The organism is Rhizobium sp. 10N427, from assembly GCF_056394605.1.
The window spans coordinates 367,257-392,664 of the sequence record NZ_JBFTID010000005.1; the positions used below are offsets into that span (position 1 = coordinate 367,257).

The following is a 25,408-nucleotide window of genomic DNA, read 5'->3' on the forward strand; positions in this document are numbered from 1 at the left end:
CGAATGGTGGGTTCAGGCATTCGAGCTTAGCCCGGATCGTCCATCTCCGCCGCCATCTCCAAGAGCTTGCGCACGGTATTGATATTGCGCGAGGTTCCGGCCTTCAGCGCCGCAAGCTTGAGCTTCGATTTCCCTGATCCGATGGGGTAGTGCACATAGATCTCGTGGCCGGAGATCACCGCCTCTTCGCCGTCAGGCGCCACCATGCTTTCGAGCGCGTTTTTGGGCGCGGCTTCGGCCAGGAAATGCACCAGCACGAAGCTCGGCTTGGCATCGGGGAAGGGCGCGTTCCCGGCGACCATTTCCATCTGCCTGCGGCTGCGGATCATCACGCCCGGTTTCTTGCCGAGCCGCTTGCCCAGCGCCTCGTCGAGTTTCTCGCCCGCGGCCTTTTCGCTGTCACCTGAGTGGAAGACGACATTGCCGCTCTGGATATAGGTTTTCACATCCTCGAACCCCAGCCCCTCACAGATCGCCTTCAACTCGGCCATCGGCAAGGCGCCGGTGCCGCCGACATTGATGGCGCGGAGCAGGGCGATGTAGACGGGCATGGGCTTTTTCCCTCGTGAATGCTGCGGCCCGGCCGGCCCCCCTCTGCCCTGCCGGGCATCTCCCCCACAGGTGGGGAGATTGGCTGGGGGCGGCCGCTCGTTCCAACTTCTATTGTTTGGGGAGATGCCAGCCACGGGTCGATCTCCCCCCCTTGTGGGGGAGATGCCCGGCAGGGCAGAGGGGGGTAACCCACCCTCCGAAGCCCTACATCTTCCCCGCAACCTTGATCGCAAACGCATACTCGAACGCGATCTCCTCCAGCCGCTGGAAGCGCCCGGACGCGCCGCCGTGACCGGCATCCATATTGGTCTTCATCAGGATCGGCGCGTCGCCGGTCGTCTTCTCACGCAGCTTCGCCACCCATTTCGCCGGTTCCCAATAGGTCACCCGCGGGTCCGTCAACCCGCCGAGTGCCAGCAGCGGCGGGTAGGCTTTCTCGCCGACATTGTCGTAGGGCGAATAGGCGGCGATCTGCTCGTATTCTTCCTGGCTGTCGATCGGGTTGCCCCATTCCGGCCATTCCGGCGGCGTCAGCGGCAGCGTGTCGTCGAGCATGGTGTTCAGCACATCGACAAAGGGAACGGCGGCGATGATGCCGGCGAATTTTTCCGGCGCCATGTTGGCGATCGCCCCCATCAGCATGCCGCCCGCCGATCCGCCCTCGGCGATGATGTTCGCGTAGGATGTGAACTTCTGTTGATTCAGATAGTCGGCAGCTGCGATGAAGTCCTTGAACGTATTGGTCTTCTTTTCCATCTTGCCGTCTTCATACCAGGCAAAGCCCTTGTCCTTGCCGCCGCGGATATGGGCGATGGCATAGACGAAGCCGCGGTCGGCGAGCGACAGGCAATTGGTGTTGAACCCGGCCGGAATGGTGATGCCATAGGCGCCGTAGCCATAGAGCAGACAGGGCGCCGAGCCATCGAGCACGGTGTCCTTGCGGTAGAGCAGGGTGACCGGCACCGTCTCACCGTCCCAGGCGGGCGCAAAGACGCGGCGGGTGACGTAGTCATCAGGGTTATGGCCCGATGGCACTTCCTGGGTCTTGAGCAGTGTGCGCTCGCGCGTCACCATGTTGTAATCGTAGAGCTGGGAAGGCGTCGTCATCGACGAATAGGAGAAGCGGATGACGTCAGTATCATATTCGGCAGCCCCTGAGAGGCCGAGCGAATAGGCCTCCTCGGCAAAGGCGATCGCGTGTTCCTCGCCGGTCGCCCGGTCGCGGATCATGATCTGCGGCAGGCCGTCCTTGCGCTCCAGCCAGAGCAGATGGCGGGCATAGGCCATGTGATTGATGATGAGCGTGCCCGGCTTGTGCGGCACCACTTCGCGCCAGTTGTCCTTGCCCGGTGCATTGACCGGCGCCTCGACGATCTTGAAATCCTTGGCATCGCCGTCATTGGTCAGAATGTAGAAGACGTCGCCGCCCTCGGTCAGCGTATATTCGATGCCTTCCTCGCGCTCGGCAACGATGACAGGCTCGGCCGTCAGGTCCTTGGTCGAGAGCAGCCGGTACTCGGAGGTCTCGTGATCGTGGATGTCGATATAGATGAAATCGTCGAGCAGCGAGCCGCCGACGCCCATGAAGAAACCTGCATCCGGCTCTTCGTAAACCAGCCGGTCGTCGCTCTGTGGCGTGCCGATGATGTGGTGATAGACCTTCGAGGGGCGATGGTTTTCATCCAGCGCCGAATAGAAGAAGCTCTTGCCATCGGGCGCCCAGACGCCGCCGCCGCCGGTATTCTCGATCACATCGGAGAGGTCTTCGCCGGTCGCGAGATCGCGCACCTTCAGCGTGAAGAACTCCGAACCCTTATCGTCATAGCCCCAGATGCCGCGATTGTGATCGGTGGAGTGATCGAGCCCGCCGAGGCGGAAATAGCTCTTGCCCGCCGCCTCCTTGTCGCCGTCGAGCAGCACGGTGCGGATCGCCTCGTCCTTGGTGTCGCCGTCGCGCGGAATTCGGAAATAGCGCGGCTGCTCGCCGCCGGTCACGAAGAAGGTGCCATAGGCATAGGCGCCGTCCTTCATCGGCACAGAACTGTCGTCTTCCTTGATGCGGCCGCGCATCTCGCCAAACAGCACCTTCTGCAACGGCTTGGTATCTTCCATCGCCGCGTTCATATAGGCGTTTTCGGCCTCCAGATGCTTGCGGATCTCGGGGTCGAGGATACTGGGATCCTTGAACATCGCCTGCCAGTTATCGGCGCGCAGCCAGGCGTAATCGTCTGTCCTGGTGATGCCGTGGCGCGTATCGGAAAGCGGCTTCTTGGCAGCAGCGGGCGGGGTCGGCAGGTTCTTGAAAACGGACAAATGAAAAGCTCCGGATCGGTATTGCGGTGGGGAAGAGATAGAGGTGCTGCGGGACGCAATCAAGCGCCGCGCAAGCCGTCGTGGATAAGCTGCGGCTAAATCGAAGTGTTCCTCACGTTGCCTTGATGTCACCACATTGTTTAAGAAAGTCCGCTAGCATCGCGCGGAACCTGCGCCTTGCCAGATGGAGATGACGGGGGCGTCTGGCTGAGGCTTGTTCCGGATTGAGCAGATAGAGGGATTATTCCTACATGCCGAAATGCCTGGTCCTGTCCGTATCGCTTCTCAGCCTTGCCTCCTCCGCCTATGCCGTCGATCCCGCCATCAAGAAGCAGCTTGAAAAGCTCGATCCGGCCACCCGCCTCGAACAGAGCTGCGATACCGAGGCGATGAGCCGCATCAACAAGGACAAGACCGGCTTCAACCCCGACAAGGTGATTGCCTACACTTTCAAGGATCCGGTTCCGAGCGACGACCGCCTGGTGGCACCTGGCGCCGTCTTCCGCAGCAAGGGCGTCTGGTACCATCTCTCCTATACCTGCATCACCGGCCCGCAGCATATCAACGTCCGCGAACTTCAGTACGAGATCGGCGACAAGGTGCCGAAGGAGAGCTGGACGAAGTATTACCTCTACGATTGAGGCCTCTCGGCTTGATCGGTTGATCAGGCGAGCTTCGGCGGTACCTTGCCCTGATCGATGATCGCCATCTCGGCGATCTGCCGCAGCGTCGTCGCTGCATATCTCTCCAGAAGCTCTTTCTCGGCCGCCGCATGCGCCATCTGCAGCACGGAATTCGAGGCGCGCTCGACAGGGCAGGAGGGGTGATCGCGCGAGAGCGGCGCCGGCAGGATCGCGCCCTCGTTCAGCGCCCGCTGGATATCCAGCACCGTCACCTCGTCGAGCGATCTGACCAGCTTCCAGCCACCACCGCGCCCGCCTTCCGATTCCACGATCCCATGGTCGCGCAGCGCCCCCAGCGTCCGGCGCACGACGACGGGATTGGTGTTAAGCATCTGGCTGATCCGTTCCGACGTCTCCCGGCCGCCGAGCAGGCCCATATGCACCAGCACATGCAGCATCCGGGCAAGCCGGCCATCGGTCTTCATCGCGAACCTTTCCGCAACAATTATTGTTACGCTATCTTGACGGTGCCGGTTATCTGTAACAGATATTGTTACGGATAAAAGGAGCACGCATGCTGCGCCGCCAGTTTCTACTCGCCGCACCGGCTCTGGTTATCTCAGTTTCCGGCGCCAAGGCAACAAATCAGGAGCCCATCATGAATGACACACTCATCGACACCAGGACGATCAGCATGGGTATCCTCGAGGCGGGCTCCGGGCCGCTCGTGCTGCTGTGCCACGGATTTCCGGAAACCAAGCATGCCTGGCGCCATCAGGTCGCAGATCTCGCAAAGGCCGGATATCGCGCCGTGGCACCGGATATGCGCGGCTACGGCAAGACCGCGGCACCCGGCCGCGCCGATCAATATACCGTCTTCCACGCCGTCGGCGATCTGATCGCGCTGATGGATGCGCTCGGCGAAGAGAAGGCGGTGATCGCCGGTCACGATTGGGGCGCGACGATCGCCTGGCAGGCGGCGCTGCTGCGCCCCGACAGGTTCAGGGCCGTCGTTGCCCTCAGCGTGCCGATGATGGGCCTGCCGCCGGTGCCGCCGTCGAAGATCTTTCCGGAGAATGACGAGGCGCTGTTCTACACGCTCTATTTCCAGCAGCCGGGTGCGGCTGATGCCGAATTCGGCCGCGACCCCGCGCTGACGCTCCGCAAGATCATCCACGCGGCAAGCGGCGAGGCGGGTCCCAGAAAGCCCGGCGACGGCACGCCAAATCCTTTTTCGATGGTCAGCCGCAAAACCGGCCTGCTCGCCGATCTGCCCGATCCCGCAGAGCTTCCCGCCTGGCTGCCGCCCACAGAGTTCGAAAGACTGGTCGCTGACTTCAAAGCATCAGGCTTCACCGGCGGCCTCAACTACTACCGCAATCTCGACCGCAACTGGGAACTCCAGCAGGCCAATGCCGGCCAGACCGTCACCATCCCCGCACTGTTTATGACCGGCGAACGCGACCCCGGCCTCGCCATTCCCGGCATGGACAAGATCATATCCGCCATGCCCGCGCTGGTGCCGCAGCTGCGCGGCTCGCATATTATTCCCGGCGCCGGTCATTGGCTTCAGCAGGAGCGCCCCGCCGAGGTCTCGGAACGGATGATCGCCTTCCTTCAGCAGCTCTGAACGCTCCTAGCGATCCACCAGCACCGAGCATTTCGCATGCCGCACCACGCGGTCCGCTGTCGCGCCGATGAAATAGTTGGAGAAATCGGGGATGTGCGAGGCGACGATGATCAGGTCGGCGCTGTGGGTTTCTGCCGCGGCGAGAATGCCGTTGGCGGGCGGCCCGCGGCCGATCTCGACGCTGGCCGGAATGCCGGTCTTCAGCCGCAGCGCTTCCAGCCGCGCCTTGCCGTCCTTGATGGCGTTCTCGACCAGCTCGACCGGCAGATCGATCGCCACATAGGTCGGGATGTCCTCGACGACATTGAGCAGGATGATCTCGCCGCCCTCGTCGAGCAGCGTCGCAGCCTTGCGAAACGACTTCTCGCCGCGGTCGATGGCACCGATTTCGATGGGAACCAGGATTTTCTTGTACATGTCTTTCGTCCTTATGAGATGCATCCAACCTATCGGAGGAAACATAAGGCGCTTTGACGCGGATCAAGCACCGCCTCTCCAGCGTCAACAGATGCTGAACGATTTATCCGCAAGAACGCATCTTCTGCGAACAATCGGAATGCGCCATATAGAATGCAAGTACAGCAGCCGAGGGGACCATGAGATCATGAACCGGCGAACATTCCTCGAGCTTGCCACACGCGGCGCCTTCGCCGCCACCGCCGGTGCAGCGTCGCAACTGATGGCAGGAGACAGATCGATGACAACAGAGACTTCCTACGCGCTGACGCGCCCTGCCCATGTCGGCCATTCGCATCTGGTCGTGAAGGACCTGGCCGCCGTTTCCGGTTTCTACCAGTCGATGCTCGGCCTCAAGGTCATCGAAAAGACCGCGAGCGGCGAAGTGCTCGGCGTATCGGGCCTGCCGCTGCTCACGCTGACAACGGACGGCAACGCGCAAACTGCGCCGCGTAATGCCGCCGGCCTGTTCCACACCGCTTTCCTGATGCCTGACCGCACCGAGCTTGCCCGCTGGCTGCGCCACGCCGCGCATAACAATGTCGTACTCGAAGGCGCGTCCGATCACCTCGTCAGCGAGGCGATCTATCTCTCCGACCCCGAAGGCAACGGCATCGAGATCTATGCCGACCGCCCGCATGACGTCTGGAAATTCCACCAAGACGGCCAGGTGGAAATGGCAACCAACCGCCTCGATCTGCAGGCGCTCTATGACAGCGCCCCTCAGGACACCTGGGACGGCATGGCAGACGGCACCGCGATCGGCCACATCCATCTGCAGGTCGGCAATATCCCGGAAGCCGACACCTTCTACCGCGACGTTCTCGGCCTGAAGATCATGGCCCGCTATCCCGGCGCCAGCTTCTTCGCCACCGGCGGCTACCACCACCACGTCGCCGCCAACATCTGGAACAGCCGCGGCGCCGGCACCCGAAGCCAGAACATGACCGGCCTCTCCGACTACTCGCTGCATTTCAACGACAAGGCAGCACTGGAAACAGCCAAGACCGCGCTGCAAAAGCTCGAGATCAAGACCGAAGCCCGCGACGGCGGCGTCTTCCTCAGGGATCCCTGGGGGATTGGTCTGACGCTAACGGCGTGAGCGGACACGTCCAATTCGTTGCAATTGCCGCCGATACGACTAGCTTTCCCCTTGCGCCGCGCTCTTCCGCGGCGCCGAGCCGAGGAGGAAGCGACCCATGTGCCGCAACATCAAGCCCCTGTTCAACTTCGACCCGCCGGCAACGGAGGCGGAAATCCATGATGCGGCGCTGCAGTTCGTGCGCAAGCTGAGCGGCACCAACAAGCCCTCGAAGCGCAACGAGGCCGCCTTCGATCACGCGGTCCTGGCGATCGCCAAATGTGCGGCGGAATTGCTGACGTCGCTGGAGACCTCGCAACCGCCCCGCGACCGCGAGGAAGAGGCGGCCAAGGCAAAGGCGCGTTCGGCGCTCAGGTTTGCCTGAGGAACTGCCGCTCTGGAAAGATCGTTCCAGGCGCTGCCTTGCTGCAGCATAACGATGCTTGAACACCTGCTAACGCAGCGCTAGGGATCGGTTGACATCCCTCATGCAGCAAGACCCTCCCTCATGTTTCCCTTTTCAGAAGCCGACCCGATCCGTCACTCCAGCCCCGTGCCTGAAAGCTCGGAGGTGGTGATCGTCGGTGGCGGGGTGATCGGCGTTTCGACGGCGCTTTTCCTCGCCGCGCGTAATATCCAGGTCACGCTTCTGGAAAAGGGGCGCATCGCCGCCGAGCAGTCGTCGCGCAACTGGGGCTGGATCCGCAAGCAGGGGCGCGATGCCGACGAATTGCCGATCGTGATGGAAGCCTGCCGTCTCTGGCAGCAGCTGGCGGAAGAATGCGGCGAGGATATCGGCCTCCGCCAGACAGGCGTCACCTATCTGGCCCGCACCGACAAGGACATGGCGAAATTTGCGCGGTTCATGCAGCTCGCCGCCGCCCATGATCTCGATACCCGCCTTCTCGATGGCGCAGAGGTCGCGGCCAGGATCGGCGGCATGGCGCGCACCTATGCCGGCGCGATGACAACGCCGTCGGATATGCGCGCCGAGCCCTGGCTTGCGGTGCCTGCGCTGGCGCGGTTGGCCGCCCGCAAGGGTGTCCGGATCATCGAGAATTGCGCGGTTCGCGCGCTCGATATCACTGCCGGCCGGGTTGCGGGCGTCTGGACCGAAGGCGGCAGGATCGCGACCACCAATGTGTTGGTGGCGGGCGGCGCCTGGTCGTCGCTGTTTCTCAGAAAACATGGCATCTCGATCCCGCAGCTCAGCGTCCGCGCCACGGTTGCCGCAACCGAGCCCTTGCCGGAATTCCACGCCGGTGCAGCGATCGAGAATGACATCGCCTTCCGCCGCAGGCAGGATGGCGGCTATACGCTGGCCCCGGGCGGCAGCAACCTGCTGTTTGTCGGCCCCGATGCCTTCCGTCATGCCCCTAAATATCTTCCGGCGCTGATCGATCACCCCTTCGGCACCCGCTATCTCCCGGCGGCCCCTTCAGGTTCCCCCGACAGCTGGTCGACGCCGCGCGACTGGACGCCCGAGACGACAAGCCCGTTCGAGCGCATGCGCGTCCTCAATCCGGCGCCCGGTCAATCCGATCTGGCCTCGATCAGGCGCGGCTTCGAAAACCTGTTTCCGCAGCTCGGAGAATTGCGCCTGAAAACCACATGGGCAGGCATGATCGATGCCATGCCCGACGTCGTCCCGATCGTCGATCGCGTCAGCGCCATCGCCGGTCTCTTCGTCGCCACCGGCATGAGCGGCCACGGCTTCGGCATCGGCCCGGGCATCGGGCGCGTCATGTCGGATCTGATCCAGGGCAACGCGACGGGCCACAACCTCAACCGCTTCCGCCTGTCGCGCTTCTCCGACGGCAGCCCGATAAGGCTTGGTCCGGCGATCTGAGGCGCCGTCAGCTACTCCGCCGCCACCGCCATCGCCCGCGTATCGTTCCGGTAAAACTTCGGCGCCCGGCCGGTCACGCGCTTGAAGGCGTTGGAGAAGGCGCTTTCCGAGGTATAGCCGAGCGAGCGGGCAAGCGTTGCCACCTGCACGTCGTCTTCTCTCAGCGAGCGTTCGGCCAGCCGCATGCGCCATTCGGTGAGATAGGCAAGCGGCGCGATACCGGCCACTTGCTTGAAATAGACGGCGAAGGTGGTACGCGACATGGCGGCGGCGGCGGCAAGCTCTTCCAGCTGCCAGGCGCGGCCGGGCTCGGCATGCATCAGGCGCACGGCCGGGGCGATGCGGCGGTCGCTGACGGCGCGCAAAAGGCCGGAGGCCAGCGGACCACCGTCATCCAGATGGGCGCGGAGCAGCTGCACGAACATCAGCTGTGCCAACTGCGCCGAGGCGACCGAGCCGCCCGGCAGATCGGCGGTCTGCTCCGAAACGATCTGCGCCACCACCCATTGCAGCACGGCTGCCTGCGGCGATCCGGCTTTCGCATGGATGAAGGGCGGCATGACATCGGTTAGAAGCGCGCCGCGCTCCGGATCGAGACCGGCATGGCCGCCGACGATCTCCACTTCCTTGGCGTCGCCGATATGCTTGACCCGGCCGATATAGGTGGCGAAGAGCGGTTTGGCCTCCACAGGCGTCAGCGAAAGATCGGTGCAGAGCACGAAGTCTCGGGTGGTGACCAGGAACGTGTCGCCCGCTTCCAGCCGCACTGGCCCGGCGCCGCCCTCGACGTCCAGCCAGCAGCTGCCCTTCAGCACCGCATAGAACTTGATCTGCTGTGGCCGGAACTGCAGCGACCACTGACCACCGATGGTGAAGCCGCCCGATATGACGGACTGGGCATTGGTGAGGGTCAGCAGGTCGGAAAAGGGATCGTTCGACATTTTTGAATTCTCGCGCATGTAATCGGAATTTACAAGTATTTGAAATTCGGCGCGCCGGGCGCAGTCTCCGGAGGCAATCACGAATGGAGAATGCATCATGAGCCTCAAGACACGTAAACTCGGCACTCAGGGCCTCGAAGTCTCGGCGATCGGCCTCGGCTGCATGCCGATGAGCCAGTCCTATGGACCGGCCGACCAGGACGAGGCGATCCGCACGCTGCACCGCTCGATCGATCTCGGCTGCACCTTTTTCGACACTGCCGAAGTCTATGGTCCGCACACCAATGAAGACCTGCTCGGCCGCGCCTTCAAGGGCCGCCGCAGCGAGGTGACGATCGGCACCAAGTTCGGCTTCAAGATCGTCGAGGGCAAGCAGCGGGGCGCGGAAACCACCAGCCGTCCGGAAGACATCCGCAAGGCGGTCGAGGGATCGCTGAAGCGGCTGCAGACCGATCATATCGATCTGCTCTACCAGCACCGCGTCGATCGCAATGTGCCGATGGAAGACGTCGCAGGCACCGTCGGCGAGCTGGTGAAGGAAGGCAAGGTCAAGTATTTCGGCCTGTCGGAAGCCGGTATTGCCAATATCCGCAAGGCGCATGCGGTGTTCCCGGTTTCGGCGCTGCAGAGCGAATATTCGCTCTGGGAGCGCAATCTGGAGCCGGAGATCATCCCGGTGCTGCGCGAACTCGGCATCGGTCTCGTGCCGTTCTCGCCGCTCGGCCGCGGTTTCCTGACCGGCAAGGTAATGCGCGCCGAGGAATATCCGGAGAATGACCACCGCCGCAACGACCCGCGCTATCAGGGCGCCAACTTCGACGAGAACGTCAAGGCCGCGGAGATCGTCCATGCGGTCGCCCGCGATCACAATGCAACGCCCGGCCAGATCGCGCTCGCCTGGCTGCTGCATCAGGGCGACGACGTGGTGCCGATCCCCGGCACCAAGCGCCAGAGCTATCTGGAGGAAAATGTCGGCGCCGCCGCCATTGCGCTGAGTGCCGCCGACCTCGCAAGCCTCGACGCTGCACTTGCGCCGGAAAAGGTCTCCGGCGAGCGCTACGCCTCGTGGATCATGGCGACGGTCGATCGGTAAGCGCGCTCACGCGGCCTGAACCTTTCTGAGGCCGATGCTTGCTGCGATCGCCAGTTCGGCGATCGCAGCGGCAAGCAGGATGCCGAGGAAGACCTCGCGGCCGAGATGGACGAGCACCCAGCCGCCGATAACAGGGAAGCCGAAGATGCCGGTGAAGTAGGACATCACGAACCAGGTGAGCGCCGCATGGCGGTAGCGCGGTTCGGTGTTGTTCACCGCCCAGGTCTGGATCACCGAATAGACCAGGCCATAGCCGATGCCGGTCAGAATGGCTGAAAGAATCTGGAAGGCCGGGTGGATGCCGGTGCCGAACATGGCGGCGACGCCGAGGCACATGGAGGTCAGCAGCGCCGTTGCAAGCTGCGCCTGCGGCAGCGCTGCCAGCAAGCGGGCAAGCAGCAGCCGGGCGGCAACCACGGTGACGGCATAGACGGCAAAGAAAGTTGCCGCATCGGCGGAGGTTCCTTCCACCAGCGACGACTGGAAGGTCAGCAGGCCGGAGAAGACGCATGCGCCGAGCGCCACCATCAGGATCGGCCGGACGGAAGCGCTGCGGCCGATCACGCCGATATTGCGCACCCAGGGGCGAAGTCCCGCCGTTCGCGGCCCGCCGGGCGCCATCGAGCCGAAGACCCAGAGCAGCATAGAAGCCGCAAGGCAGGCGGCACCCACCAGCATGAAGGTCGCCTCGACCGAGAGCCCCACCTGCCGCAGCATGAGATTGAGAATGACCGGGCCGCCACCGATGCCCGCCATCTGGAAGGCGCCGAAGCGGGTAAACCAGAAGCCGCGATCGGCATCGGTAACCCGCTCGGACAGCGCCATCGGCGCGCCGATATAAAACATTCCCCAGCCAAGCCCGATGAAGAAACCTGAGACCAGCGGCAGACCAAGGCCGCCGCCCGCCGCAAAGGCGAGCAGCAGGAAGCCGAAGGCGACGGAGCAGGTGGCGATAGCGCTCATCCGCGCGGCATCGATCCGGCCCGAAAGCCAGCCGACCAGCGGCACGCCGGTAAAGGTGCCGGCCATCGCCGCACCCAGCGTCAGCCCGGTATCGACATCGCTGCCGCCATGGGCGCGGTAGTAGGCCGAAAACAGGAAGGTGGCGCCATAGCCTGCCGCAGCAAGCATGGTGCCGGTGAACAGAAAGGGGGCAGCAGAGGGACGCATCTGAAATCTCGGGCATGGTTGAAAGTGGCCTGATAAAAAGGAATAATGGCAAACATATCCAGAGCCACTTCGAGTCAGCCATGCAAGCCACTTCGCCCCGCCAGACCAGCGCCCGCACACTCCGCCGCGAAAGTGCTGCGGCCGGTTTCTTGCCTGATATCGATACGTCCTCGCCGGTTCCGGCAGTCCGCCAGCTTTACCTGCAGCTGCGCGACAGCATCGTCGCGGGAACGCTGCAGACGGACCACCGGCTGCCCTCGACCCGCACGGCATCATCGGAATGGTCGCTGTCGCGCGGGCTGATCGCCGAGGCCTACGAGATGCTGATCGCCGAAGGCTATGCGGAGGGACGGCATGGCTCGGGCACCTACGTCGCCTCCGGCCTGCCGCCGATGCCATCAGGAAGCGGCACCGCGCGGGAGATGGCCGATAACAGCGCCCGGCGCGGCATCTCCACCGCCGCGCGGATGGCGATGCGCACCGATCTGGCACCGCCCGCCCAGGTCGCCTTCGCCACCGGCCGGGTGATCCACGACGCGCGCACCGCCGGTCTGCTAAAGCGGCTTGCCCATCGCCATATCGATTATGCCAGCGACCGCTACCGAGATCCGCAGGGCGAGCTCTCGCTGAGACAGGCGGTGTCGGCCCATCTCGCCGCCTCGCGCGGCGTGCGCTGCCATCCCGGCCAGATCTTCATCACATCAGGCACCCAGCAGGCGCTGGATTTCGCCATCCGCGTTCTCGTTTCCCCCGGCGAAACCGTGATGATCGAAGATCCCTGCTATCCGCCGGCACGGCTCGCTTTTCTGTTGAACGGTGCTGCGATATCCGGCCTGCCGGTCGACGGCGAAGGGCTGATCACCGAGAAACTGTCTCTCTACGATGGCCAGCCGCCGGCGGCGATCTACGTCACGCCGTCGCATCAATATCCCTCAGGCTCGGCCCTGCCGCTGGCGAGGCGTCTGGAATTGCTGGCCTTCGCCCAGGCCCGCGGCAGCTGGATCATCGAGGACGATTACGACAGCGAGTTCCGCTATGACGGCCACCCGATCGCCTCGCTGCAGGGCCTCGATGCGACGCGCCGGGTGATTTATGCCGGTACTTTCAGCAAGGCGCTGCTGCCAGGCTTCCGCGTTGGCTATCTGATCGTGCCTGACGATCTCGTTGCCGCCTTCAGGGCCGTCCGCCCGATCATCGACCGCTTCCCGGCACCGCTCCACCAGCTCGTCGTCGCCGATTTCCTCAACGAGGGCTATTTCCCGGCGCATCTGCGCCGCCTGCGCGAAAGCCACCGCGCCGCCCGCGACAATCTCGCATTCCTGCTGAAGGCGCGGCTCTCCGATCACCTGATCGCCCCGGTCCCCGAACAGGGCATCCACTTCACCGTCTCCAGCACCGGCACATGGCGAGATGACCGCGCGCTGGCCGAAGCCGCCCTGAAGGGTGGCGTGGTCGTCATCCCCGTTTCGCCGATGCGCATCTCCGCCTCGCCGGAACCGCGGCTGCTGCTGGGCTTTTCGGGGCTGACGGCCGAAGAGGCGGATGTGGCAGTGGGGAGGCTGGGGAGGGTGTTGGAGAGGGTGGCGGGGTAAAATTAGCAGCATTTCGCGTTGGCAGCCGGGCTCGACAGCAAGGCGTCAACTCTCTTTCGCGTTGACAAAGCACAGCGCTCCGGGCGAGTGAAGAGCACCTCAAAGTTCAACCGGTGTTTTCATGCTGCCCTTGCATTCTCTTGGCGAGCGCATCGTTGTGCTCGGCCCCTCCAATGCGGGAAAGTCAACTCTGGCGGTTGCCCTGTCAGCAAAACTCGGCATCCCCGCCATTCACCTCGACCAGCTTCATCATCTACCGAACACCGATTGGCAGCCGCGCCCGGAGCCGGAATTCGCCGCGCTGCATGATGCGGCAATTCTTGGGGAGCGCTGGATCATGGAGGGCAATTATACGCGCCTCATGCAGCAACGCTTTGCCCGCGCCACCGGCGCCATCCTGATCACCTCGAACCACTGGCGCCGCTTCGCCCTCTATCTCAGGCGCACGCTTGTCAATCGCGCCGGGCGCGCTGGCCATCTTGAAGGCGCCAAGGACAGCCTCAAATGGGAAATGGTTCATTGGATTCTGGTCAAGACCCGAGATAGCGGCGCGCGATATTCAAGAATGCTCGAGACATCGAGCCTGCCGGTGATCGAATGCCGCACCGCCCGAGCGCTTAATGATCTTTACCGCCAGTGGGATCTGCCCACGCGCCGCTAGGCCGCTCAGTGGTATGTCGCAGTGGCAGTGGCAGGGGCAAGTACGCTCGTCAGAAAATCCCGGAGAACCGGGGTCAGCTGTTCGCGGGGGATCTGATGCCCGCATTCGAACCGGTGCAGCGCCATGGGCACCCGCGCCTGCGAAAGCGCGGCCGCGAACGTCTCGGCCTGCTCGATCGGCGCCCGGTCGTCGTATTGGCCATGCAGAAGCAATGTTTCCGCACGAATCTCGTGTGCGTGATAAAGCGCGGAGCGCTCCAGGAACGCCTCGTCCGAAGTGCCAGCCTCCCGGATGATCGCCTGCTGCAGGCCCGGAGCGCTGTTTTGGTAGGCTTCTTTGAGATCGTAGACGCCGCCCGACAGGATGAGAGCCCTCAGGTCGGCCACCTGCGCGGCGACCATCGCTGACGCAACAGCGCCGCGGCTGTTGCCATAGAGGACGATGCGGGCCGGATCGACGGTCGGTTGCGCCTTGAGGAAGTCGAGGGCCGCGATAATCGCCCGCTGGGTCGCCGGTCCGCAGAAATCCGCCGGTCCGTCCGATGCGCCGAAGCCCGGCTGCGATACGGACGCCGCCGTCACGTTCAGGCGTGAGGAGAACCGCAGCAGCGTTCCGTTGTCGGCAGCCTCCTTGGCCCCCAGCAGCATTCCGCCCTGATTGCCGTGGACGAAAAGGATGGCCCCCCGTGGCGCGCCAACCGGTCCTCCCGCCTGGAAAAGCTCGACGGAGGCGCCGTCGCCGCGATCGATCACATGCCGCTCTACCGCCGCCATCCCTTCACCTGTCCCGCCAGATACGTTCAAAATTTCTTCTTCAGGAAATATCGCCGTCAACGCATCGTCAACATGACAGGCGAGGCAATGGTGCTGCCGATATTACCAAACTTTCAGACTCGACTTGCGCGATTCTTTCTGCAACTTTAACGCTAAGGGTGGGGCGTATGGAAGAGATCACCAATCTACAATTCAACAGATTTCTGAGAGCCAAGGCTCCCGAGAAGCCATGTCCGGAATGTGGCATCAATTCCTGGAGCACCGCTGCCAATGGCGATATGCCGGATGCCCCGATCGAGAAGCTGTTCATTCCCTTCGGCGGCGGCGATCAGGCGACGGCTGTTGCGGCTTTGCTGTGCAAGAACTGCGGATACATAAAACTCTTCTATCGCCACACCATCAGCAAATGGATCGAGGTCAATGGCTGATATTATCCGTCTGAACGCCGAAATCGCTCATCATCATCCGTCAGCCTTGAAGTCCGGCGGCGGCGATGGCACATTTGACGGCATGGAAGCTCGGGTAACACGTCTTGAAGACGACATGACGGAGATGAAGGGTGACCTGAAATCTCTGCTGAAATCGTCTGCGGAGATCAAGGGCAAGATCGACAATCTTCCGTCCGCATACGAGTTCGGGCAATTGAAAGGCCGCGTGGATAGTCTGCCGACGACCGCAAAGCTCGCTTCGCTGCTCGCTGTCTTTGTCGCGGCAATCGCGCTGGTCAACAATTGGGCGGCAATCAAAGCCGTTCTGTTCAGATAAGATCGGATTTCTCGAAAGCTGCGGCGGTGCCCGCAAGGTCGCCGCTTGCTCCCTGCCGTGGGCGCAGAACCCTGAAACGTGTCCGCTCAGCCACACCCGCGCACCCACCCTTCTCCCCCAAGGAACCGAATCCCCCAATCCGCGTTGTCGTCGCGAAGCGCTGGGCTTTCGGGGAACATGGGATATGGGCATCGCCAACGGCATAAAGAAGCATGCGAAGAAGATCGCCATCGGCGAGCGGCGCACCAGCGCCTGGGCCGAAAAGCTTTCGGCGGCCACCGAAGAGATGCAGCAGGCGCCGGTGCGCCGCGTCGAGAAGGATGGTCTCGATGTTAGCATGGCCTGGGCGATCATCGGTATCTTCGGCATTCTCGGGCTTGCCGCCGTCTATCAGATGTCGCTGATCCTGATCCCGCTGACGCTCGCCATTGTCGTCGGCATGATCTTGGGCATGCTCGCCGAAAAGCTGAGCAAGCTCGGCGTGCCCCGCATCACCAATGCGGTGATCCTGTCGAGTGCGGTGGCGCTTGTCATCTTCCTGGTCGCCAATGCATTGGCCGGGCCGGTCGGCACCCTGATGAACGAGGGGCCCGCCTTCGTCGAGAAGACCATCGACAGGCTGATGCCCTATCTCGAGAAAGTCCGCTGGCTGCATATCACGCCCGAGACCTTCCAGAGCGGCCCGATGTCGGCCGACAAGCTGCTCGAAAACACCGGCAACGTCCTGCATGTCGTCACCGCGAACCTGACGCCGGCGCTGGTGCAGGGGCTGATCTTCTTTGCCGCGCTGCTGCTCTTCCTCGTCGGCCGCGTCAATCTGCGCAAGACGATCATCATGACCTTTCGCAGCCGGCCGCAGCGCCTTGCCGCCATCCGCGTCATCAGCTCGGTCGAGCAGGTGCTCGGCTTTTATTTCGCCACCGCCGCCATCATCTATGCCGGCCTCGGGGTGATCATGACGGTGATCGCCTGGGCGGGCGGGCTGTCGGTCCCCATCCTCTGGGGCTTCTTCGCCTTCCTCTCCAGCTTCATTCCCTATCTCGGCATCACCATGATGACCTTCGCCATCGCCGTTGCTGGTATCCTGACCCATGACAGCATGCTGTTCGCGCTGCTGCCGGCGGCCGCCTTCTTCATCGTCCACCTGTTGATGGAAAACCTGATCTTCCCTGCGGTCATGGGCCGTCGCCTCGAGATCAATCCCTTCGTCGTTTTCCTCGCCATCATCTTCTGGACCTGGATGTGGGGCGCCGTCGGTGCCATGCTGGCGCTGCCGCTGTCGCTGATCGTCATGACCATCGTCGATGAACTGTTCATCGAAGAGCGCGTCACGCCACAGCTGCCGAAGTGAGGGGAGACGATGATGGCAAACGGCATCGAATTCGACCCTGCAAGCCAGGACGATCTGCGCAGCGGCCGCAGCCCGTGGGGCAGGGGCGGGCGCCGCCCGGCCTTTGAGCCGCTGACACAGAGTTTCAAAGCCGATGCGCTGGTCATCGGCGGCGGCATCACCGGAGCGCTGGCGGCCGAGCATCTGACGGCCCGCGGCCTGTCGGTCGTCGTCATCGACAAGGAAGAGCCGGGCCTCGGCTCGACGGCGGCAAGTACCGCCATGCTGCAATGGGAAATCGACAGCACGCTTTCGGAGCTCGAGCATTATTACGGCTTCGAGCGGGCGGCCGGCATGTACCGCCGCAGCGCGGCTGCCGTCTCCGGCCTTGCCAAGCTCGTCGCCACCCATGCGCTACCCTGCCAGTTCCAGCCGAGGCAGACGCTGTTTCTGGCGCAGAACCATGAGAGCGCCCGCGATCTCCATGAGGAGCGCCAGCTGCGCCGCCGCGCCGGTCTGCCGGGCGTCTATCTGGAACATTGCGATCTCCTGACCCAGTTCGAACTCGACCGCGATGGGGCAATCCTGTCGCCGGGCTCCGCCGAGGCCGACCCGCTGCTGCTCGCCTGGAGCCTCCTCGATATCGCCATCGCCCGCGGCGCCATGCTGGTGAAGGGCACCGTGGAGCGGCTGCATAGCGAAGGCGGCAAGGTGACGGCCGAGCTCGACGGCCCCTTCGTCATCGAGGCCGATACCGCGGTGCTGGCGACGGGTTATACGATGCCTGGCATTGACATGCCCAAGCTGCATCGCTCCACCTCCAGCTTTGCGATCGCCACCGAGCCGCAGGATCCGGCAACCCTCTGGCGCGGTGAAACGCTGATCTGGGAGGATGCCGACCCCTATCTCTACATGCGCACCACGGCGGACCACCGCATCGTTGCCGGCGGCGAGGACGACGCCACCACCGATCCCGACAGGCGCGATTCCAAGCTCGCCGCAAAGGCGCAGGCGATCCGCGAGAAGATGAAGCGGCTCTGGCCGCAGGCCAATGCGGAAATCGCCACCGCCTGGTGCGGCACCTTCGGTGAGACCGCGGATGGCCTGCCGCTGATCGGCCCGGTGCCCCGCATGCCGAATGTCTACGCCGCCTACGGCTACGGCGGCAACGGCATCACCTTCTCCTTCCTCGCCGCCCAGATGGTCGGCGCCATGGTGGCCGGCATCCACCGCGACTGGTTCGACGACTACGCACTGGACCGCGACGGGCCGGGATTCCGGGGTGTCAGGGCTGGGGAGCGTGGGGTGGAGACGGTGCTGCGGTAGGGGCGGGCGTTGTGCTCGGGGCTTGCAGGGCACAACGCCGTTGGAAGGCCTCAGCGACTAATTCGTCGTCTTGTCATCCCCAAGCCCCTCGGCATCCTCCAGCCGTACGAACTCCACGCCCTTCGCCTTCAAATCCACGATCGCCTTGGCGACCCCGGCGCCGGCGGCATGCGTCGGCTGGTTGATATGCGAGATCACCACGTCGCCGTCCTTGGCAGAACTGATCCGCTTTTCGGTGATCGCCGTTCCCAGCAGCGAGCCGCCGTCGCCATTTACCGAGTAGCCAGCGATCTTGTAGCCCATGGCGCGGATCTGGGCGATTGCGGAGAGATCGTATTTCGCCGTCGAGCCGCGGAACCAGTGCGGCGCGGCAATGCCTGCTGCCAGCATCGCGTCGGCGCCACCCTGCACCTCCTGGTGCACCGCCTCAGGAGATCCGGCCGCGGCAATGCCATAGATCAACGCCGGCTTGTCGACGGCCGGAATATGGTTCTGGCCGTGGTTCTCGAGCTCGAACAGATCGGGATTCTGCAGGAAGATCGAAAGCGCCTGCGGATTGTGCTTCAGCCAGCGTGCCGTGACGAAGATCGTCGCCGGAATGCGTTCGGAAACCAGCGTCGAGATGATCCGGTCATCCGCCTTGCCCATGCAGGCATCGAAGGTCAGCGCGATCCGCGGACGCCCGGGAACCCCTGAGCGCACCACATGCAGCTGCGGTTCGACAAGCTTCGGCCCCTTGGGTTTCGCCACCGGCGCGGCGGCGGCAGGTGCGGTGGGCAGAGCAGGAAGCTCGGCCGCAGAGGCAGCGGAAAGGCAGGCTGCAAGCAGCGGAGCGGCGAGAAGAATGCGGATCATGGGAACTGTTTTCAACGATATCGATGAAGGAATTCTAAGCCTTCGGGCAGAAGGCGGCGATGCGGCCTCTTGCCGCTCGTCTCTTCCGGCCGTGCCTATAGCCGGAAATCCGCGCCCTGCCATCCCCGGCTTCACGAAGTTTTACCGCCTACTGCCTTAGTGTCGGTTGCGCCGCTCTCTGTTCGATGCGAGCATTGCGGCCGATGAAAAACGGGTGTGCATGATGGCCGAGTTCAACGGGATCCGCTGGGCTTACGACAAATACGAACTGATCGCCGACGGCATCGTCCACGGTGTCGGGCTGGCGCTGGCGCTGGTCGGCGCCACCGTGCTGATCTTCTATGCGACGCTGTGGAGCAGCCATGGCGAGCTGGCTGCCGCCTGGGTCTATGGCGTCGGTCTGGTCATGACCATCGGCATCTCCTTCACCTACAATGCCTGGCCGGTGTCGCGCACCAAATGGTTCCTGCGCCGCTTCGATCACTCGTCGATCTTCGTGCTGATCGCCGCCACCTACACGCCGTTCCTCGAAAAGGGCTCCGACGATCCGCTGCTCTTTGCCATGCTGATCGGCATCTGGGCGGTCGCCATCGCCGGGATCGTGCTGAAATGCGTCTTTCCCGGGCGCTATGACCGGCTGGCGATCCTGCTTTATCTGGCGATGGGCTGGAGCGGCGTGCTGGTCGCAGAGCCTGTCGCCTCGCGCATTCCCTTCGCTTCCATGCTTCTGATCGTCATCGGCGGCCTGATCTATTCGGCGGGCGTCATCTTCCATGTCTGGGAAAAGCTGCGCTTTCAGAACGCCATCTGGCACGGCTTCGTCGTTGCCGCCGCCGCCGTGCATTACTCGGCCGTACTCACCTGCTTCAGCATGAGCGCCTCCAATCTCTGATCAGTGGCAGTGCGGTGGCCCCGCGAGCGTCTTGACCAGGTGCGAGACGGTCGGGTCATAGATCTTCGCTTGGGATTTCGGATATTCAAGCGTGAAATAACCGCCGGCGCCCTGGCAGAGCGAGACCGCCCGCACATAGAGGATGCGGTCCTTGCGGGTGCCTGAATAGCTCATCCAGTCCTTGGCCGATTTCTCGTAGGTGATCGTCCAGCCCTCGTCCTTTTCCGATTGCTTCCGGTTGGCGACGTCCTCGCCGAGCGTGCCTTCGGTCACGGTGGAGCCGAACACCAGCAGGGTCGCCTTGCCATCCTTCGATTGCAGCGTGATGCCATCGCCATTGTCAGCCTCGCTGACGGTGCGGAAATCGCCGGGCAGATCGATGACATAGCCGAAACGCGGATTGGCATAGGGCTTCCAGCCGTCAGCAAGGGCAGGCGCCGCTGCAAGCAGCAGCGGAAGAACGAAGAATAGACGCATGAAGGCTCCCTCACAGATCGCCGCAGACTAGCGCAAACCGCAATCCCAGTCGCGGCAAATCTCCGGGTTTACATCCCCGGAATGCCAGCGTATCGGTCCTGCAATATCCGCCGGAATGGAACATGATATGACCGACGCCGTCACCCTTCGCGACGCCACCGAAGCCGACCTTGCTGCGATCCGCAACATCTACAACCACGCGGTCGAGCACACGACGGCGATCTGGAACGAGACGGTCGTCGATCTCGCAAACCGCGTCGAATGGTTCAATGCCCGCAAGGCGAGAGGCTTTCCGGTGCTGGTCGCCGAACGCAACGGCCGGATCGCCGGCTATGCCTCCTATGGCGATTGGCGCGCCTTCGACGGTTTCCGCCACACGGTCGAGCATTCCGTCTATGTCGAGAAGGACAATCAAGGCGCGGGCATCGGCAAGCTGTTGATGCAGGCGCTGATCAAGCGCGCCTCCGAAAACGGCATCCACGTGATGATCGCCGGGATCGAAGCCAACAACACCGCCTCGATCGCCCTCCACGAAAAGCTCGGCTTCCGCAACGGCGGCACCTTCAGGGAAGTCGGCAAGAAGTTCGGCCGCTGGCTGGATTTGACGTTTATGGAATTGCGGGTGCCGGAGTGAGTCCGAAAAAGACCGATTAGACGGTTTTCCCAACCTCGCCGCGTCATGCACGTCAGTAGACGAGCCGCAGCGCTCGTCGTCGAGCGCCTGCGCCGCTGATCACCCCTCCGGCTCGAACACCATCGCATGCCCATTGATGCAATACCGCAGCCCTGTCGGCGGCGGGCCGTCGGGGAAGACGTGGCCGAGATGGGCGTCGCAATTGGTGCAGCGGATTTCGGTGCGCACCATGCCATAGGACGTATCGCGATACTCGCTCACCGCTTCAGGCGAAACCGCCTCGAAATAGCTCGGCCAGCCGCATCCGGCGTCGAATTTGGTGTCGGAGCGGAACAGCGGCTCATTACAGCAGATGCAGCGGTAGAGGCCGGTCTCGAACCGGTCCCAGTAGGGGCCGGTAAAGGCGCGTTCGGTGCCGTGCTGCCGCGTGATGCGGTATTGCTCCGGCGTCAGCTGCGCTTTCCATTCGTCGTCGGTCTTATCGATCTTCAAACTGTCGGTGTCGGACATGGGGGCTTGCTCCTTCGGCGCCGGAGAAGACAAATTTCGACCCGCGGAATGTGGATCGGAAATCGGGCCGGATCAAGGGTAGCCTGAAAAGCTTAGTCCCTATTGCAGGTTTGCGGCTGGCCGCTCCCGCGCCTATTCTGTCGGGTAACGGCGCAACAGGGGGATCTGGAGGTGCTGACCGTTATCTTCGTCATTGCCTATGCCGCTGCCGCTGCGGTCTGCATGGCCGCCACCTCGCTGGAGGGCTGGGTGAACCATGACCGCTTCGGCCCCTGGCGGATCGCCGGGCTGGCTGCCTGCCTGTTCTGGCCGCTGGTTCTTCTGTTGCCGCTGATCCATGCCGCTGCCGGGCCGCGCTTTGCCTGTGCACCCATCCCGAAAAGGCTTGAGGCCCGCCGCCGATTGACCTAAATCTTGGCGACGCACCCGGTTTTTCCGGAATTTTCTAGGGTTCTGGCAAGGGGAGGGCGCATGGGCGATGTCACGGCTTTGACATTCCTTGCCTTGTGCCTGCCGCTCATCGGCGCTGCCGCCGCACCGCTTGCCGTCCGCATCTTCGGCGCCAAAGCCGCCTGGCCGCTGGCGCTCTTTCCGCTGCTCTCCTTCCTGCATTTCACCCGCTTCCTGCCCGAAATCGCCGCCGGCGAAGTCGCGACCGGCGGCTATGTCTGGGTGCCGAGCTACAATTTGAGCTTCTCCTGGTTTCTGGATGGTCTGTCGCTGACCTTCGCGCTGCTGATCACAGGCATCGGCACGCTGATCGTGCTTTATGCCGGGGGGTACCTGAAGGGCCATAGAGATCAGGGCCGATTCTTTTCCTTCATCTTCCTGTTCATGGGCTCGATGCTGGGTCTCGTCGTGTCCGACAGCTTCCTGATGCTCTTCATCTTCTGGGAGCTGACCTCGATCACCTCGTTCCTGTTGATCGGCTTCGACCACGAGCGCGAGGCAGCCCGGCGCGCGGCGCTTCAGGCGCTCGTCGTCACCGGCGGCGGCGGGCTCTGCCTACTGGCGGGGCTCCTGTTCATCTGGAACATCACCGGCGTCACCCAGCTGTCGCTGATCATGGAAGCCGGCGATCTGATGCGCCAGAGCCCGTTCTATCTGGCAACGCTGCTCCTCGTGCTTGGCGGCGCCTTCACCAAGTCGGCGCAGTTTCCCTTTCACTTCTGGCTGCCGAATGCCATGGAGGCGCCGACCCCGGTTTCGGCCTACCTGCACTCGGCAACTATGGTGAAGGCAGGCGTCTATCTGCTGCTCCGCCTCCATCCGCTGCTGGGTGAAACGCCCGCCTGGGAAATCCTGCTGCCGTTCTTCGGCGGCATGACGCTGGTCACCGGATCGGCGCTCGCCATACGCCAGACCGATCTGAAGCTGAAGCTCGCCTATACGACGGTCGCCTCGCTCGGCCTCCTGGTGCTGCTCACCGGCTTCGGTTCGGAATATGCGATCGAGGCGGCGGTGCTCTATCTGGTCGCCCATTCGCTGTTCAAGGGCGCGCTGTTCATGGTCGCCGGCATTCTCGATCACGAGACCGGCACCCGCGATGTGACCCGCCTCAGCGGTCTCGGACCGGCTATGCCACTCACCTGCGCCGCAGCCCTTGCCGCTGCGATTTCGATGGCCGGGCTGCCGCCCTTCTTCGGCTTCCTCGCCAAGGAAGAGATCTATGCCGCGCTTGCGCTCGGCGATCTGCGCTCCATTGTCTTCACCTCGGTTGCGATCTTCGGCAATGCGCTGATGTTTGCGATTGCCTTCGCCGTCGGCCTCAAGCCGTTCATCGGCACGCCCGTTACCACGCCGAAGATCGCCCATGAGGCGCCGCTGCTGCTCTGGCTCGGCCCGGCGCTTCTGGCGCTGCTCGGCCTTGCCGCGGCGATCTTCGCGCCTGCCGTGCACCGCTACATCTCCATCCCCATGGCCTCGGCGATCGAGCACCGGCCGGTGGAGGTCACCATCTCGCTGCTGCCGCATATCGGCGTGCCCCTGCTTTTGTCGGTGGTCACCATCGCGCTCGGCATCGTTATCTATTGGCAGCTCGACCGCTGCCGCCGATGGACGGATGCCCTCTTCCGCGCTGCCGGGCCGGGGCCGGACTGGTATTTCGATCTTTTCATCTCAGGTCTTGTGCGCCTCTCGCATCGCATCACCCGGCTGCTGCAGCCGGGAAAGCTCGAAATCTACGTCACCACCACCTTCGTGCTGCTGGCGGCGATCTTGCTGGTGCCGCTCTATGTCTATGGCGAATGGCCACAGGCGATCGTCTGGCCGCGCGACGTGCGCCTTTATGAATGGGCGGTGTTCTTTCTTGCTGCAGCGGGGCTCGGCGCCGTGCTGGTGGCGCGCGACCGGCTGACGGCGATTGCCGCGCTCGGCATCCAGGGCCTCTCCGTGGCGCTGATCTTCCTGCTCTTCGGCGCCCCTGACCTCGCCTTCACCCAGTTCATGGTCGAGACATTGAGTGTGGTCATCCTGGCGCTGGTGATGACCCGGCTCAGGCTCTCGCCCGCCGACCGGCGCCCGCCCGGCCAGCGTTTTGCCGATGCGGCGATCGCGCTCGCCTGCGGTGCGGGGCTGACGCTGCTCCTGATCCGCGCTACCGCGGGGCCATTCGATGCGACGCTCTCCGATTTCTTCAACACCTATTCGAAGACCATCGCCCACGGCGCCAATGTCGTGAACGTCATCATCGTCGATTTCCGCGGCACCGACACGCTCGGCGAAATCGCCGTCGTCGCCGTCGCCGCCCTGGCGATCATCGCCCTGATCGGCATGCGGGCAGGCGGCGTCCGGCCACTGCCGAAGCGGCCGGGGAGGGAGACGTGATGGTGGTGCTAGTTTTTCCCTTCTCCCCTCGGGGAGAAGGTGGCCCGAAGGGCCGGATGAGGGGGCTACACGGTAAGGCCGTGCCCAGCTTCACCAATCGCTTCGAGCCCGCGGCCCCCTCATCCGCCCTGCCGGGCACCTTCTCCCCGCGGGGGAGAAGGGAAGGCGAGGGCACCCGCCCATGAACACCCTGATCTTCCGGACCATCGCCCCCTTCCTCACGGCCCTGATGCTGCTCTTTTCCGTCTTCATCCTGCTGCGCGGCCACAACGAGCCCGGCGGCGGTTTCATCGGCGGGTTGATCGCGGCTTCCGCGCTGGCGATCTATGGCATCGCCAATGGCGTGCCGGCCGTGCGCCGCGCCATCCGTATCCACCCGCTGGCAATCGCCGGTGCCGGACTGCTGATGTCCACGGCTGCCGGGCTGATATCCATCGCCGCCGCCGTCCCCTTCATGACCGGGCTCTGGATCTATCCAACCATCCTCGGTCTGGAAGTGCCGCTCTCGTCTGTCATGCTCTTCGATATCGGCGTCTATTTCGTCGTGCTCGGCGCCATCACCGCCATCGCTCTGGCGCTGGAAGAAAGGGAGGACGACTGATGGAGCCGCTTGTCGCCATTCTCTCAGGCCTGTTTTTCTCGGCCGCGATCTATCTGATGCTGTCGAAATTCTCGATCCGCATCATGCTCGGCATCGCCATCCTCGGAAACGGCGTCAACCTTTTGCTGTTCACCGCCGGACGCCTGACCCGCGAGGTGCCGCCGATCATCCCTGCCGGTCTCGACACCCTTCCTGCGGGGGCCGCCAATCCGCTGCCGCAGGCCCTCATCCTGACGGCGATCGTCATCTCCTTCTCCTTCCTCGCCTTCCTGCTGGTGCTGACCTACCGCGCCTACCAGGACACCGGCACCGACAATACCGACGAGATGCGGCTGGCCGAGCCGCGCGACGAGCCGGTTCCGCCGGTGGGGTATTGAGGATGGGTGTTGTGCGCGTGGCTACCCCCCTCTGCCCTGCCGGGCATCTCCCCCTCAAGGAGGGAGATTGGCTGGCTGCAT

The 25,408-nt window shown here is 63.5% G+C and carries 28 protein-coding genes; 18 read left to right on the plus strand and 10 right to left on the minus strand.

From position 1 onward, the window contains the following. Positions 1 to 26 precede the first annotated feature (26 nt). Together AC1DIJ_RS13925 and AC1DIJ_RS13930 are read right to left on the minus strand one after the other, a co-directional pair. Complete coding sequence (locus AC1DIJ_RS13925; RefSeq protein ID WP_112389855.1) at positions 27 to 551, minus strand: DUF1697 domain-containing protein; 525 nt, start codon at positions 549 to 551, stop codon at positions 27 to 29. A 205-nt stretch (positions 552 to 756) separates the two neighbouring features. Continuing rightward, complete coding sequence (locus AC1DIJ_RS13930) at positions 757 to 2,865, minus strand: S9 family peptidase (protein WP_112389856.1); 2,109 nt, start codon at positions 2,863 to 2,865, stop codon at positions 757 to 759. A 251-nt stretch (positions 2,866 to 3,116) separates the two neighbouring features. Here AC1DIJ_RS13930 and AC1DIJ_RS13935 point away from each other — a divergent pair, with 251 nt between their 5' ends. After that, positions 3,117 to 3,506 (plus strand): DUF930 domain-containing protein, encoded by a 390-nt coding sequence (locus tag AC1DIJ_RS13935; RefSeq protein WP_112389857.1) that lies wholly within the window; start codon positions 3,117 to 3,119, stop codon positions 3,504 to 3,506. Positions 3,507 to 3,529: 23 nt separating this feature from the next. On the opposite strand, the gene AC1DIJ_RS13940 is transcribed toward AC1DIJ_RS13935, so the two are convergent. Continuing rightward, the gene (locus AC1DIJ_RS13940; RefSeq protein ID WP_112389858.1) at positions 3,530 to 3,973 is read right to left on the minus strand and encodes an RrF2 family transcriptional regulator; all 444 of its coding nucleotides are present in this window, start codon (positions 3,971 to 3,973) and stop codon (positions 3,530 to 3,532) included. 173 nt (positions 3,974 to 4,146) lie between these two features. Here AC1DIJ_RS13940 and AC1DIJ_RS13945 point away from each other — a divergent pair, with 173 nt between their 5' ends. After that, positions 4,147 to 5,118, plus strand: a complete 972-nt coding sequence (locus AC1DIJ_RS13945; RefSeq protein WP_112389899.1) for an alpha/beta hydrolase — start codon at positions 4,147 to 4,149, stop codon at positions 5,116 to 5,118. Between the two features lie 6 nt (positions 5,119 to 5,124). Here AC1DIJ_RS13945 and AC1DIJ_RS13950 read toward each other — a convergent pair whose 3' ends face one another. After that, positions 5,125 to 5,535 carry a universal stress protein gene (locus AC1DIJ_RS13950; protein WP_112389859.1) on the minus strand — a complete coding sequence of 137 codons (411 nt, stop codon included), beginning with the start codon at positions 5,533 to 5,535 and terminating at the stop codon, positions 5,125 to 5,127. Positions 5,536 to 5,815: 280 nt separating this feature from the next. Here AC1DIJ_RS13950 and AC1DIJ_RS13955 point away from each other — a divergent pair, with 280 nt between their 5' ends. The 3 genes from AC1DIJ_RS13955 (at position 5,816) to AC1DIJ_RS13965 (ending at position 8,504) form a co-directional block, all read left to right on the plus strand. Then, positions 5,816 to 6,676, plus strand: coding sequence for a VOC family protein (locus AC1DIJ_RS13955; protein WP_112389900.1), 861 nt, complete (start codon positions 5,816 to 5,818; stop codon positions 6,674 to 6,676). A 97-nt stretch (positions 6,677 to 6,773) separates the two neighbouring features. Further along, entirely contained in the window at positions 6,774 to 7,040 is a 267-nt protein-coding gene (locus AC1DIJ_RS13960) for a DUF2277 domain-containing protein (RefSeq protein ID WP_112389860.1), read from the plus strand. 123 nt (positions 7,041 to 7,163) lie between these two features. Then, the gene (locus AC1DIJ_RS13965; protein WP_112389861.1) at positions 7,164 to 8,504 is read left to right on the plus strand and encodes an NAD(P)/FAD-dependent oxidoreductase; all 1,341 of its coding nucleotides are present in this window, start codon (positions 7,164 to 7,166) and stop codon (positions 8,502 to 8,504) included. 11 nt (positions 8,505 to 8,515) lie between these two features. Here the strand turns inward: AC1DIJ_RS13965 and AC1DIJ_RS13970 are convergent, their stop codons facing one another. Beyond that, positions 8,516 to 9,445, minus strand: a complete 930-nt coding sequence (locus AC1DIJ_RS13970; protein WP_112389901.1) for an AraC family transcriptional regulator — start codon at positions 9,443 to 9,445, stop codon at positions 8,516 to 8,518. Between the two features lie 97 nt (positions 9,446 to 9,542). On the opposite strand from AC1DIJ_RS13970, the gene AC1DIJ_RS13975 reads away from it, so the two are divergent. Next, complete coding sequence (locus AC1DIJ_RS13975; RefSeq protein WP_112389862.1) at positions 9,543 to 10,538, plus strand: aldo/keto reductase; 996 nt, start codon at positions 9,543 to 9,545, stop codon at positions 10,536 to 10,538. 6 nt (positions 10,539 to 10,544) lie between these two features. On the opposite strand, the gene AC1DIJ_RS13980 is transcribed toward AC1DIJ_RS13975, so the two are convergent. Then, positions 10,545 to 11,708 carry an MFS transporter gene (locus AC1DIJ_RS13980; RefSeq protein WP_112389863.1) on the minus strand — a complete coding sequence of 388 codons (1,164 nt, stop codon included), beginning with the start codon at positions 11,706 to 11,708 and terminating at the stop codon, positions 10,545 to 10,547. Between the two features lie 80 nt (positions 11,709 to 11,788). Between AC1DIJ_RS13980 and pdxR the strand changes: the two genes are divergently transcribed. Next, positions 11,789 to 13,300 (plus strand): MocR-like pyridoxine biosynthesis transcription factor PdxR, encoded by a 1,512-nt coding sequence (gene pdxR / locus AC1DIJ_RS13985; protein ID WP_162706066.1) that lies wholly within the window; start codon positions 11,789 to 11,791, stop codon positions 13,298 to 13,300. Positions 13,301 to 13,421: 121 nt separating this feature from the next. After that, entirely contained in the window at positions 13,422 to 13,961 is a 540-nt protein-coding gene (locus AC1DIJ_RS13990) for a GTPase domain-containing protein (protein WP_112389865.1), read from the plus strand. A 5-nt stretch (positions 13,962 to 13,966) separates the two neighbouring features. Here the strand turns inward: AC1DIJ_RS13990 and AC1DIJ_RS13995 are convergent, their stop codons facing one another. After that, positions 13,967 to 14,734: an alpha/beta hydrolase family protein gene (locus AC1DIJ_RS13995; protein ID WP_112389866.1), complete on the minus strand. Its 768-nt coding sequence runs from the start codon at positions 14,732 to 14,734 to the stop codon at positions 13,967 to 13,969. A 167-nt stretch (positions 14,735 to 14,901) separates the two neighbouring features. On the opposite strand from AC1DIJ_RS13995, the gene AC1DIJ_RS14000 reads away from it, so the two are divergent. The 4 genes from AC1DIJ_RS14000 to AC1DIJ_RS14015 all read left to right on the plus strand — a co-directional run bounded on the left by AC1DIJ_RS14000 (position 14,902) and on the right by AC1DIJ_RS14015 (position 18,155). Further along, complete coding sequence (locus AC1DIJ_RS14000; protein WP_112389867.1) at positions 14,902 to 15,162, plus strand: hypothetical protein; 261 nt, start codon at positions 14,902 to 14,904, stop codon at positions 15,160 to 15,162. After that, complete coding sequence (locus tag AC1DIJ_RS14005) at positions 15,155 to 15,499, plus strand: hypothetical protein (RefSeq protein ID WP_112389868.1); 345 nt, start codon at positions 15,155 to 15,157, stop codon at positions 15,497 to 15,499. The genes AC1DIJ_RS14000 and AC1DIJ_RS14005 overlap by 8 nt, the downstream gene beginning before the upstream one ends. Positions 15,500 to 15,683: 184 nt before the next feature. Beyond that, a complete protein-coding gene (locus AC1DIJ_RS14010; RefSeq protein ID WP_112389869.1) occupies positions 15,684 to 16,850 on the plus strand; it encodes an AI-2E family transporter in 1,167 nt (388 codons plus the stop codon). Positions 16,851 to 16,862: 12 nt separating this feature from the next. Next, positions 16,863 to 18,155, plus strand: coding sequence for an FAD-dependent oxidoreductase (locus tag AC1DIJ_RS14015; protein ID WP_112389870.1), 1,293 nt, complete (start codon positions 16,863 to 16,865; stop codon positions 18,153 to 18,155). A gap of 57 nt (positions 18,156 to 18,212) precedes the next feature. Here AC1DIJ_RS14015 and AC1DIJ_RS14020 read toward each other — a convergent pair whose 3' ends face one another. Continuing rightward, positions 18,213 to 19,010, minus strand: a complete 798-nt coding sequence (locus tag AC1DIJ_RS14020; RefSeq protein WP_112389871.1) for a polysaccharide deacetylase family protein — start codon at positions 19,008 to 19,010, stop codon at positions 18,213 to 18,215. 223 nt (positions 19,011 to 19,233) lie between these two features. Here AC1DIJ_RS14020 and trhA point away from each other — a divergent pair, with 223 nt between their 5' ends. After that, positions 19,234 to 19,902 carry a PAQR family membrane homeostasis protein TrhA gene (gene trhA, locus AC1DIJ_RS14025; RefSeq protein ID WP_112389902.1) on the plus strand — a complete coding sequence of 223 codons (669 nt, stop codon included), beginning with the start codon at positions 19,234 to 19,236 and terminating at the stop codon, positions 19,900 to 19,902. Here trhA and AC1DIJ_RS14030 read toward each other — a convergent pair whose 3' ends face one another. Continuing rightward, entirely contained in the window at positions 19,903 to 20,379 is a 477-nt protein-coding gene (locus tag AC1DIJ_RS14030; RefSeq protein WP_112445360.1) for a cytochrome c family protein, read from the minus strand. It abuts the gene before it with no gap. 127 nt (positions 20,380 to 20,506) lie between these two features. Here AC1DIJ_RS14030 and AC1DIJ_RS14035 point away from each other — a divergent pair, with 127 nt between their 5' ends. Further along, on the plus strand, positions 20,507 to 21,013 hold the full coding sequence (locus tag AC1DIJ_RS14035; protein WP_112389873.1) for a GNAT family N-acetyltransferase: 507 nt from the start codon (positions 20,507 to 20,509) through the stop codon (positions 21,011 to 21,013). A gap of 99 nt (positions 21,014 to 21,112) precedes the next feature. Here AC1DIJ_RS14035 and msrB read toward each other — a convergent pair whose 3' ends face one another. Next, complete coding sequence (gene msrB / locus AC1DIJ_RS14040) at positions 21,113 to 21,523, minus strand: peptide-methionine (R)-S-oxide reductase MsrB (protein WP_112389874.1); 411 nt, start codon at positions 21,521 to 21,523, stop codon at positions 21,113 to 21,115. 171 nt (positions 21,524 to 21,694) lie between these two features. Here msrB and AC1DIJ_RS14045 point away from each other — a divergent pair, with 171 nt between their 5' ends. The 4 genes from AC1DIJ_RS14045 (at position 21,695) to AC1DIJ_RS14060 (ending at position 25,327) form a co-directional block, all read left to right on the plus strand. Continuing rightward, the gene (locus AC1DIJ_RS14045; protein WP_112389875.1) at positions 21,695 to 21,934 is read left to right on the plus strand and encodes a hypothetical protein; all 240 of its coding nucleotides are present in this window, start codon (positions 21,695 to 21,697) and stop codon (positions 21,932 to 21,934) included. Between the two features lie 60 nt (positions 21,935 to 21,994). Next, complete coding sequence (locus AC1DIJ_RS14050) at positions 21,995 to 24,349, plus strand: putative monovalent cation/H+ antiporter subunit A (RefSeq protein WP_112389876.1); 2,355 nt, start codon at positions 21,995 to 21,997, stop codon at positions 24,347 to 24,349. 181 nt (positions 24,350 to 24,530) lie between these two features. Further along, positions 24,531 to 24,950, plus strand: a complete 420-nt coding sequence (locus tag AC1DIJ_RS14055; protein WP_112389877.1) for a Na+/H+ antiporter subunit B — start codon at positions 24,531 to 24,533, stop codon at positions 24,948 to 24,950. Further along, on the plus strand, positions 24,950 to 25,327 hold the full coding sequence (locus tag AC1DIJ_RS14060; RefSeq protein WP_112389878.1) for a Na+/H+ antiporter subunit C: 378 nt from the start codon (positions 24,950 to 24,952) through the stop codon (positions 25,325 to 25,327). The genes AC1DIJ_RS14055 and AC1DIJ_RS14060 overlap by 1 nt, the downstream gene beginning before the upstream one ends. The last annotated feature ends 81 nt before the right edge of the window (positions 25,328 to 25,408 follow it).